The sequence below is a fragment of the Brooklawnia sp. genome, assembly GCF_049651565.1.
In the GTDB taxonomy this organism is placed as follows: Bacteria; Actinomycetota; Actinomycetes; order Propionibacteriales; family Propionibacteriaceae; genus Brooklawnia.
Genome location: NZ_JBASCI010000077.1, coordinates 1 through 10636, shown reverse-complemented (window position 1 = coordinate 10636; position 10636 = coordinate 1). Strand labels below are relative to the sequence as shown.

At 68.0% G+C, this 10636-nt stretch carries 9 protein-coding genes, 1 tRNA gene and 1 pseudogene; 9 read left to right on the top strand and 2 right to left on the bottom strand.

What is annotated here, in order from left to right; genetic code table 11:
* Positions 1-119: 119 nt before the first annotated feature.
* On the top strand, positions 120-1589 hold the full coding sequence (locus WBL05_RS03715; protein WP_013601308.1) for a PrgI family protein: 1470 nt from the start codon (positions 120-122) through the stop codon (positions 1587-1589).
* A gap of 42 nt (positions 1590-1631) precedes the next feature.
* Here WBL05_RS03715 and WBL05_RS03710 read toward each other — a convergent pair whose 3' ends face one another.
* Positions 1632-2393, bottom strand: coding sequence for a hypothetical protein (locus tag WBL05_RS03710; RefSeq protein WP_013601309.1), 762 nt, complete (start codon positions 2391-2393; stop codon positions 1632-1634).
* A gap of 137 nt (positions 2394-2530) precedes the next feature.
* Between WBL05_RS03710 and WBL05_RS03705 the strand changes: the two genes are divergently transcribed.
* The 8 genes and pseudogenes from WBL05_RS03705 to WBL05_RS03670 form a co-directional block, all read left to right on the top strand.
* Entirely contained in the window at positions 2531-3373 is an 843-nt protein-coding gene (locus tag WBL05_RS03705) for a hypothetical protein (RefSeq protein ID WP_424223812.1), read from the top strand.
* On the top strand, positions 3370-4854 hold the full coding sequence (locus WBL05_RS03700; RefSeq protein ID WP_424223811.1) for an ATP-binding protein: 1485 nt from the start codon (positions 3370-3372) through the stop codon (positions 4852-4854). The genes WBL05_RS03705 and WBL05_RS03700 overlap by 4 nt, the downstream gene beginning before the upstream one ends.
* Entirely contained in the window at positions 4851-5402 is a 552-nt protein-coding gene (locus WBL05_RS03695; RefSeq protein WP_013601312.1) for a hypothetical protein, read from the top strand. The genes WBL05_RS03700 and WBL05_RS03695 overlap by 4 nt, the downstream gene beginning before the upstream one ends.
* A gap of 20 nt (positions 5403-5422) precedes the next feature.
* Positions 5423-7177 carry a type IV secretory system conjugative DNA transfer family protein gene (locus WBL05_RS03690; protein ID WP_013601313.1) on the top strand — a complete coding sequence of 585 codons (1755 nt, stop codon included), beginning with the start codon at positions 5423-5425 and terminating at the stop codon, positions 7175-7177.
* 80 nt (positions 7178-7257) lie between these two features.
* On the top strand, positions 7258-7698 hold the full coding sequence (locus tag WBL05_RS03685; RefSeq protein WP_013601314.1) for a single-stranded DNA-binding protein: 441 nt from the start codon (positions 7258-7260) through the stop codon (positions 7696-7698).
* A gap of 19 nt (positions 7699-7717) precedes the next feature.
* Positions 7718-8275: a hypothetical protein gene (locus WBL05_RS03680; protein WP_041652109.1), complete on the top strand. Its 558-nt coding sequence runs from the start codon at positions 7718-7720 to the stop codon at positions 8273-8275.
* Between the two features lie 4 nt (positions 8276-8279).
* The gene (locus WBL05_RS03675; RefSeq protein ID WP_013601316.1) at positions 8280-8507 is read left to right on the top strand and encodes a hypothetical protein; all 228 of its coding nucleotides are present in this window, start codon (positions 8280-8282) and stop codon (positions 8505-8507) included.
* Positions 8508-8688: 181 nt separating this feature from the next.
* Positions 8689-9729 (top strand): annotated as a pseudogene (locus WBL05_RS03670) (recombinase family protein); the annotation flags it as partial.
* Positions 9730-10342: 613 nt separating this feature from the next.
* Here the strand turns inward: WBL05_RS03670 and WBL05_RS03665 are convergent.
* Positions 10343-10415 (bottom strand) — tRNA-Ala (locus WBL05_RS03665).
* Positions 10416-10636: the final 221 nt, after the last annotated feature.

Genomic DNA, 10636 nt, shown 5'->3' with positions numbered 1-10636 from the left:
CCGCAGCCTCGCCTGCGGCACCGCCGTCGAGCCCGGCACCACGACCGCCGAGCACCGACCCGTCACCGCCACCGAAGCAGCCCCCGCCGCCCGCGCCACGCCCACCGAAGGAGTAGACGATGAGCAGCACGAACCACGACCGTCCCACCGCGGGCGAACTCGTGCCGGTGAAGTTCTCCCGCCTCACCCGCCGCGGTGTCCTCCTCGGTCTGTCGCTGACCCAGCTCATCACGCTCGCCATCGGCGGAGCCACACTCATCGGCGCGTTCTACGCCGGCGGCGGGATGCTGCTCGCCTACACCGCCCCCATCTGGGTACTCGCCGCCGCACTGACCTGGATACCCATCGCGGGCCGGCCCATCGTGGAATGGCTACCCATCGCCTGCTGGTGGCTGTGGCGCACCACCGGCGGGCAACTGCTCTACCGACACAGGATCGTCGTCCCACGCCCCGTCGGAACCCTCGCCCTGCCCGGCGACATGGCGCGACTGCGCGAATACACCGACCCCGACACCAGCGCCGGAATGATCCACGACCCCCACGCCGCAACCTTGACCGTGGTGTGCGAGGTCACCCATCCCGCGTTCGTGCTCCTCGACCCCGGCGAACAGGAACGCCGCGTCAGCTCCTGGGGTCGCGTCCTGGCCACCGTCTGCCGCTCCGGGCGGATCGCGACGCTACAAGTCCTCGAACGCACCCTCCCAGACTCCGGCACCGGACTCGCCGAATGGTGGGCCACCCACGGCACCCCGGACGGCTCGTGGGCGGCCGACACCTACGCAGAACTCATCGACCGCGCCGGCCCAGCCGGCGAACGGCACGCCACCACACTCTCGCTATCACTGGACATGAAGACCAGTGCGCGGCAGATCAGGACCGCGGGCGGCGGGATTCGTGGTGCTGCCGCCGTGCTGCGGCAGGAGATGAACACGCTCGTCGCCGCGCTCCGCTCCGCCGACCTCTCGCCGTCGGGATGGCTGACGCCGGGGCAGATCGCGGTGATGCTGCGCTCCGCCTACGACCCCGCTATCGCCGCCACGCTGGAACGCCACGGCAGGCTCGGCCAATCCCTTGCGACCGCAGGGCCGGTCGCGGTCACCGAGACTTGGGGCAAGCTCCGCACCGACTCCGCCCACCACGCAGTGCTCTGGGTCAGCGAGTGGCCCAGGTCGCTCGTCTATCCGGGATTCCTGTCGCCGGTGCTGCTGTCCACCGGCATCCAGCGGTCGTTCTCGCTGATCTGCACCCCCATGCGTTCCGACGCCGCTGCTCGCGACATCCGCAAGAAGAAGGTCGAGCACATCTCCGACCAGGCCCAGCGCGCGAAGATCGGCCAGATCGAAGACGCCTCACAGACCGCCGAGTACCACGACGTGCTCCAGCAAGAAGCCGACCTCACCGCCGGACACGGCATCCTCCGCTACACCGGCCTCATCGCCGTCTCCGCACCCACCGTCGAAGAACTCGACGCCGCCGTCGCCGCCATCGAGCAAGCCGCGATCCAGGCATCTTGTGAGACCCGGCTGCTCGTCGGCCAGCAAGCCGCCGCCTTCACCGCCGCTGCGCTCCCGCTCTGCCGGAGGGTCTGACGGGTCTTACGTGCCTCGCAGTGTGAAGCCCGTACCAAACGACTACGCGCTGTCCCTCGTGCGGTCGGCGATTGACCTTGGAGCGTCGACCTGCCGCGGACGAACGAGAACATACTCGCCGTCAGGGGTCATGCTCTCGCGCAGCAGCTCAACGACGCGCACGAGCGTCGCATCGTCAATCGTCGGTCCGTCCAGAGCGGCGCGGACCGCGTCTTCCAACTCGCTTGGAAGCACCTCGTCGTCGATGCGGACATTGGCGAGCATTGATCGCGCGCGAGCTGCGTATTGGTCCGCCAGCAACGCTGAAAGAAGAATCGCCTGGTACTGCTCCGCCGTCATGCTCTGTGGGCTGCGCGCCAGCTCTTCCGACGGTGGCTCATTATGCTCGGCGAGCGGACCTTCAAGGTACGCAGTAGGAACCTCATCTACCTTGCCGACTTCGACAGAGAACGTCTGCCGTGGCGGTCGAGTTGTGGCCCACTTCCACAGTCTTGAGACACCGAGGACCGCGGCGTCCACCGCAACATCAACTCCACGTTCAATGTAGGGCGCTAACGCCTCCATGATTGCGTCGCCGACTTGGTACCGGAACTCCTGACCGGGCGAAGGGCGCGCTGGTACCAAGGGTCCGCGCGACCGCACGATCTCATCGATGTCGGCTGGGCGAGACTCAGTAGGACCGAGCAGGTTCTTGGTGTCGTCGTCACGGAGCAGGTCCCGTTCATACCCACGGGTCGCCCGCGACTCGGAACGGTGGGTTCCCTCGCGACGCCGCACCCAACGCAGCTCTTCGTCGTCGTTCATGCCTCACCTCCTCGGTGGTCGAAGTTTACCGGCGTCGAGCGCGGTGGGCTGGAGGAATGAGAAGCCCCTTGCTGCTGAATGCCTCAAATGATCTGCGGGTGCACGGGGGCGCACCTCGTGGGTGACATGACCTACCGATGGAGGCCACCATGCCCACGTTCTTCGATTCGACCGCGGATGCAGCGGAGGCATCCGAAGCCTTGCGCGGACTCGCGCACCCGAGCCGGGGGTTCGATCAGCCCGCCGAGATGTACGGGGTGATCGGTGATCTGTCCTCGGGGATGCGCTCGCTGCGGCAGGCACTCGATCAGATCGCCGATGTTCACGAGCGCAAGGTCGCGCACGCCTTCAATGGCGCCGGAAGCCACGAGGCAGGAGTGCGTGACGCCCTCGCTGCTGCGGAGGAACTGCGTCAGGCGGCGAACCTCGTCGACCGGGCGTATGACCGGCTCGCGGAAGGGTTCATCGCCGCCGGGCGGATCGCCTGGCACCCTGAGCCCGCCGTCGAGGAGGCCGCGCCGTCTCGGTGGGTCAGTGTGGTGTTCCTTCAGGGCGAGGAGGCGGACCGGCCGTTGCGCATCCTCGGCGAGCTGGGGCATGTCGATGCGGTGGACTTCCTCGCGCAGTGGGACTACGGCGACGAGACCACGCAGGCCGCGCTGGAGAACGGGTACGTCTACGACGAGCCCGGCGAGGGCACCAACGACCAGGTGGCGCTCTCGGGCGACTACGCGCTGGTCGTCAACCCGCACGTCGGCTACGTCTCGCTCCTGCGCCGCTACACCGAACCGGAAGCAGAGCCCCAGGACGCCGAACCAGTCGGAACCCCTCCGGTGCAGGCTGGGCCGGAGTTGCTGGTGTCGTACTCGTCGCCGGGTGCCACGGAGCGGGCCGATGTGCCGACGGCGAAGCGGGATGGGTCGTGGTTCGAGCCGGCCAAGATCACGGCTGTCAAGCAGGCGCGAGGGCTGGTGCTGTGACCGAGGATCGCGCGCGGCTGCACACCGCAGTTCTGGTAGCGCCGTCGAAGGAGCGGCGGAAGCTCCGGAAGCAGCGCCGCAAGGCAGAGGCCCGGCTCCACGCCGAGCAGCGTCGGGCCGCGCTCGCCGCGGCGAAGGCGAAGGCCGAGGAGGAGCGTGCCGAGCGGCGCGCCACGGTCTACCTGCCGAAGTCTGGCGAACCGGGTGCCGCGAGGCTGCGCACTCCGGGTCGGTTCCATCTGACGCGGCATCAGGACACGTCGGCGACGCTGGCGGGTGCGTATCCGTTCGTCGCCGAGGGTGGGCTCGGTGCCGATGGTGTGTTCGTCGGCCAAGACCTGTACTCGGGCGGGAGTTTCGTCTACGACCCGTGGGTGCTCTACGCGCGCGGGATCATCACCGCGCCGAACGTGGTGCTGGCCGGGATCGTCGGCTCAGGCAAGTCCTCGCTAGCCAAGTCGCTCTACACGCGGTCGCTGCCGTTCGGGCGGCGCGTGTACGTGCCCGGCGACCCGAAAGGCGAACACACCGCCGTCGCGAACGCCGTCGGCGGACGCGCCATCGTCCTCGGGCACGGGCTCAACACTCGCCTGAACCCGCTCGACGAAGGTCACCGGCCCAGCGGACTGTCGGACGCGCAGTGGGCCTCGACCGTCGCGGCGCGGCGTCGTGACCTGATCGGCGCGCTCGCGGAGACCGTGCTCGCGCGAGGCTTGTCGCCGTTGGAGCACACCGCGATCGACATCGCCCTGACCCAGACCGTGTGGGAGAACGACGTGCCGATCCTGCCGATGGTCGTCGATCACATCCTCGCCCCCAGCAAGGATGCCGACGGCAGGCTGGCCGAGGACGGCAGGCTCGTCGGCCACGCGCTACGCCGCCTCGTCGCAGGCGACCTGGCCGGGCTGTTCGACGGCCCCTCCACGGTCGCGTTTGATCCGTCATTGCCGATGATCTCCCTCGACCTCTCGCGGGTCACCGAGAACTCGACCCTCATCTCAGTCCTGATGACGTGCTCGTCAGCGTGGATGGAATCCGCACTGCTCGACCCGAACGGTGGGCAGCGGTGGGTGACCTACGACGAGGCATGGCGGCTCATGTCCCACCCGGCGCTGTTGCGGCGGATGGATGCGCACTGGCGACTCGCCAGGCACTACGGGATCGCGAACATGCTGATCTTCCACAAGCTCACCGACCTCGACAACGTGGGCGACCAAGGCTCCGCCATGCGCTCCCTGGCCAACTCGCTGCTCGCGAACGCGGAGACGCGGATCGTGTACCGGCAGGAATCCGACCAGCTCGGACCGACCGCGACCGCCCTCGGTCTGACCGGCACTGAGCAGCAACTCTTGCCGAACCTCGGCGTCGGCCAAGGCCTGTGGCGGATCAAGGCGAGGAGCTTCGTCTGCCAGCACCAGCTCCACCCCGACGAACTCGCCCTGTTCGACACCAGCAGCCGCGCCGCGGGAGGTCACCGATGAACCTCACGGGCCCGCGCCGATCCACCACGACCGACGACGATGCCACGGCTCCCGTCGAGCTGCCGCACGTCCTCGTCACCGTCGCCGACGACGGAAGCCTCGCCGCGACGGTCGATGGAACACCACTTCCGTCACCGGACGCGGGCGCGTGGACGCGAGCGACGTTCGGGCCGCTCATGGACGCCATCACCAAGGACCGCACCGTCGCCGTCCGGGTCGAAGTTCGCGAGACCGATGGAAGTGTCTTCACCGATATCCTCCGCACACGCAAGACCCGACGCGCCGTGGCCCCGCCCGAGACCCCTGTGCCAGAGACTCGTCGGAGTCGCCACGCCCGACGAGTGCCGCGCCTGGCTGAGGTCACCGCCGAGGGGTTCGTACCCGGCGAGGATGTCGCCGTCGCGACGATCGTCTCCCACACCGACGCCACCGGAACCGGCGAGGCCCACGCACTCATCGACCTCGACGACCTGCCCGACGCAAGCGCGCCCGAGGTGATCCTCCTTGGGCGCATCTCCGGCACCCTCGCGGTGCGGCGGCTGACATGAACCAGCGGCAAGCCGGGAGCATGGGCGACGAACTCACCAACGCCGCCCTCATCGGCCTGATCGGCATGTTCGGGATCGCTCTCGTCCTCCGCGCGGCCGGCAGCGTCGCCGCGCTCCTCACCAGCACGCCCCAGCCCGACGCCGGCGCAGCGGCGGGGCTCGCCGTGCTGTTCAACCCCGGCGACCCCGCGACCGCGCTCGGTGCCGACGGACTCAACCCGCTCGTCTACTGGCTCGTCAGCACGACACTGCTCGGCGGACTCGCAGCCGGGATCGTCTGGGTCTGGATCGTGCTGCGTCGACACACGCGGAAGACCGAGACCGACCCGCACCGACTCGCGGGGATCGCGACCAGCCATGAAGTCAAGACCGCAGCATCCGCGAAGGCACTGCTTCACCGTGCGGCCACGCTGCGGCCCTCCTTGGAGTCGCCGGCACCGCAGGATGTCGGCTACCTCCTGGGGGCCAGTCGTGGCACGAAAGTCTGGGCATCGGTCGAGGACTCGATCCTGCTGATCGGCCCGCCCCGCTCCGGCAAGGGATTGCACGTCGTCATCAACGCGATCCTTGACGCCCCCGGTGCGGTCGTCACCACCAGCACGAGGCCCGACAACCTCACCGCGACCCTTCGCGCTCGACGCCGCAAAGGCGGGCCGGTCGCCGTGTTCGACCCCCAACACCTCGCCGAAGGCATCCCCGCCGGACTCCGCTGGTCACCCATTCGCGGCTGCGACGATCCGCTCACCGCGATGATCCGCGCCAACGGACTCGCCGCCGCCACCGGCCTCAGCGCCGGAGGCGTCGAGTCGGGTGGGTTCTGGGAGGGAAAGACCCGCACCGCACTCCAGAGCCTGCTGCACGCCGCCGCACTCGACGGCCGCCCACCGGCCGAGCTGTTCAGGTGGACCCTCGACCCCAGCGCAGCGACCGAGGCCGTCGCCATCCTCAACTCCCACCCGAACGCGGCGATGGGTTGGGACGACTCCCTTGGCGCGATGATCGACGCCGACCCCAAGACCCGCGACAGCATCTGGCAAGGCGTCTCCCTCGCACTCGCCGCCCTCGCCGACCCGCGCGTGCTCGATGCCGTCACGCCCGGCCCGCACGAGCACTTCGACCCCGAGACCTTCCTCACCGAACAAGGCACCCTCTACCTACTCGCCACCGGGGCGGGAGCAGGAGCCTCCGCATCGCTGGTCGCGGCATTCGTCGAAGACCTCATCGAAACCGCCCGCAGGCTTGCCGCCCGCTCACCCGGAGCACGGCTCGACCCGCCGCTATTGCTCGCGCTCGATGAGATCGGGAACCTCGCACCGCTGCCATCCCTGCCGACGCTCATGGCCGAAGGCGGCGGCACCGGAATCACGACCATGCCGGTCTTGCAGTCCCTCGCCCAAGCACGCGACAGGTGGAGTGAACACCAGGCCGGCGCGATCTGGGACGCCAGCATCGTCAAGATCATCCTCGGCGGCGCATCCAACAGCCGCGATCTCCAAGACCTCTCCACCCTCATCGGTGAGCGTGACGAGTACACCGACAGCGTGACCCTTGGCGACCACGGCACCCGCTCCAACCAGCGTTCGGTCCGCCGTGTGCCGATTCTGCCGCCAGACCGCATCCGCACCCTGCCGTTCGGCACCGGCATCACGATGCTGCGCTCCGCACCGCCCATCGTCACCGATCTGCGCGCCTGGCCGACCCGGCCCGACGCCGCGCAGCTCCGCAGCGACCGCAACGAACTCGAAGCATTGCTGCGCCACCGCCCCGCGTCCTGACGACGCTTGGAAGGGCCAGCGCACCTGCCTGACAGAGCGACCACACGCAGTTGGTCGCCCGAGTTCAGGAGGAGGCCATCATGGCCATTCACACCCAGGAATCGTTGTCGGGCTTCATCGCTTCGGAGCCGTTGCTCACTGAGACGGCCAAGGGAGACGCTAGGTTCTTCGCCCGTATCGGCAAGGAGCACTTCCGCCGCGAGGACGATGGTTCGTTCACGCAGACCGAGACGACCTATCACCACCTGGTGATGTTCGGGCGTTCCGCTGAGCACGCGCACGCGAGCTTCGCCCAGGGCGACAACTTCGTCGCCGAGGGCTACACGCGGCCGGTCAACTACGAGCGCAACGGTCAGGCGATCGAGGGCGAAGAGTTCGTCGCCAAGAAGATCGGCCACGACACCGCGCGGACCCGCTACGAGGTGGACCGGACGCCGCGCAATGGAGTCGGCCGGGACGCAGCGGCGTACGACCCGACGCAGCGAGCAGCGACTGCGACGCACGCCCCGGTCAGCATGTGAGTTCGGGAGCCACAGCACCATGAACGATCAGCATGAGATGGATGAGCCGGACGTCTTCGACGGGCCGCCCCGCGTCACCAACGCGGACATGCCCGAACCGCCGCACCCCGTGAACTGGAACCTGCTGACGGCGCACGAGCTGGAGCAGGAATGGCTCGCGCTGAACCGGTGGGTTGACTGGCTGCGACGCACCTACGGCCTCACGGTCGCGGTGGTGCCGCCGTACTGGCATCACCACCCGGAGATGGTCTGGGAGCTGTCTGCGCTGCACCTGCATTGGCTTGCGGCTTACGACCCCGAGCAGAACGCATCCGCGCCGCTCGGCTGGCACCGCGACTTCGCCGACGCACGAGAGCGTCTTCGCCATTGGGTCACCGCCTGCGGGACTCGTGGAGACCGCGACCGCCCGACCCGGCAAGCTGCTTGGCCCGGTGAGGACCCAGCGCCCACGATCCAGGACTTCACCTTCGCTGACCGGGACATCGAGTTCGTCGAGTTCGTCATCGCGCAAGTCCGCAAGCGCCAGGAGGCCGAAGACGAGTTCTACGCCAACCTGGCCGGCGACGAGACTCCGTAGACCGATGAGCCGCTATGCCAAGAAGACCGACCGTCGCCCCTACGAGGAGCGGTCGTTCTCCGTCCGGGCCGTCCACCGCGAACGCGCCGACCTGCACAAGCTCGCCGAGGTTCTCATCCGGCTGACGTTGCAGGAGACCGGCGAGAGCCGCGCGGCCCGCGAGGCCGTGCGGGTGCCCGACACCTACCGGGCGGCGACGGATGGCCTGGCCGCCTCCGAAGCCGCCCGGTAGAATGAACCGTGCAAGCCTCGCGATGCGGGGTGTTGTGGCCTAAACCTCGCCGCTCGGCGAGCAACACGCACCGAGACCATCGGGTCCCGCCCTACAGCCTTCACCGGCTGCTCTCACGATCAACACCCCTCCCACCAACAGTGGGAGCGCGAGGGTCGAACCGCGTGAGAGTGAGCCCCCGATGACCACCATTGCCGACGATCCGGCTACCAGCCTCATCGACCCGCCCAACACTGCGGCTGCCGCCGTGTCGTACCTGCGGGTCTCGACCCGCGAGCAGGCAGAGAAGGGCGGGACCGACGAGGGCTTCTCGATCCCCGCCCAGCGCGAAGCGACCCGGCGTAAGGCCGAACAGCTCGGCGCCGGCATCGTCGAGGAGTTCGTCGACGCGGGAGCCTCAGCCAAGTCGTCCGACCGGCCCGAACTGATGCGGATGATCCAGTACGTCAAGACCAACAAGGTCGCGTACTGCATCGTTCACAAGGTCGACCGGCTCGCCAGGAACCGCGCCGACGACGTGAGCATCCACCTCGCACTCCAACAGTGCGGCGTCATGCTCGTATCCGCGTCCGAGAACATCGACGAGACACCCTCGGGGATGCTCCTGCACGGCATCATGTCCACCATCGCCGAGTTCTACTCCCGCAACCTCGCCACCGAGGTCGCCAAGGGCATGACCCAAAAGGCCATCGGCGGCGGCACCAACGGACGCGCGCCCATCGGCTATCTGAACGTCCGCAAGCGCGACGAACTCGGCCGCGAAGTCCGCACCATCGAGCTCGACCCTGAACGGGCACCGATGATCGAATGGGCGTTCAAGGCCTACGCCTCGGGCAACTGGAGCGTCAGCCAGCTCCATGACGAACTCACCTCGCGCGGGCTGCGCAGCCTGCCCACCCCGAAGCGGCCGGCGAAACCGCTGGCCGTGTCCACCATCCACCGGCTCCTGACAAACCCGTACTACAAAGGCGATGTCATCTACCGAGGCACCCGCTACAAGGGCAACCACCCAGCGCTCGTGCCCGCCGAGGTCTGGTACCAGGTCCAGTCCGTGCTCACCGCGCACCAGTGCGCCGTCGAGGCAACCCAAGTCCACGGCCACTACCTCAAAGGCACCATCCACTGCGGCCAGTGCGGCTCCCGGCTCATCGTCTCCAACGCGAAGAACCGCCACGGCAACGTCTACTGCTACTTCGTGTGCTCCGGTCGGCACTCCAAGCGCACCGACTGCACGCGCCAGGCGATGCTCATCGAGGACGTCGAAAAGCTCGTCGAGGACTACTACACCCGCGTCCAGATCACGCCCGCCCAGCAGGACGCGCTCGCGGGGATGCTCCACCACGAGTTCGACCGGCTCATGGCCGCCGAAACCGAGGAACTGGAACGCCTCACCACCAACCGCGACCGGCTCGAAAGCGAGCAGGACCGCCTCATGCAGGCGCACTACGCAGACGCGATCCCGCTCTCCGTGCTCAAGCGCGAGCAAGACCGCATCGTCGCCGAACTCGACCAGGTGACCCGCCGTATCGACGCCCACTTCGGTGACTACGCAGACGCCCGCGCCCACCTCGACGACGCGCTCGGCCTGCTCGCCAACTGCGCCGACATCTACGCCCGCTGCGACGACACCAACCGGCGGCTGTGCAACCAGGCGTTCTTCACGAAGGTCTACATCGACGAGGACAACGAGCTGCGCGTCGAGCACAACCGGCCCTTCGAGATGCTCCTCGATCCACAGGTCAACGCCAACGCCCTGACCTGGGCCGCAGACACCAACAAGACCCGAACCTCAACCAACGTTTCCGTTGGCAAGGGTTCGAGCCTTGTGCGTGGGGTGGAGCTAAGGGGATTCGAACCCCTGACCTTCTCATTGCGAACGAGACGCGCTACCAACTGCGCCATAGCCCCGTGCCGCTTGCGCGGTACCCCACGATGGTACACGACCCGGGCGGGCAGGCTCAAAATCACGAGTTGACTCATGCTGAATGCCCGCGTGGGCGGGGTCGTTGCCTCATCCAAGGATGCCCGCCTGGGTGGAACCATGATGGATGGAGCTCACCATGACCCAGCGACGAGCGGTGTTGCAGTCGCAGGTTAAGGCCTGGCCGAAAGCAACCAAGAAGGAGAAG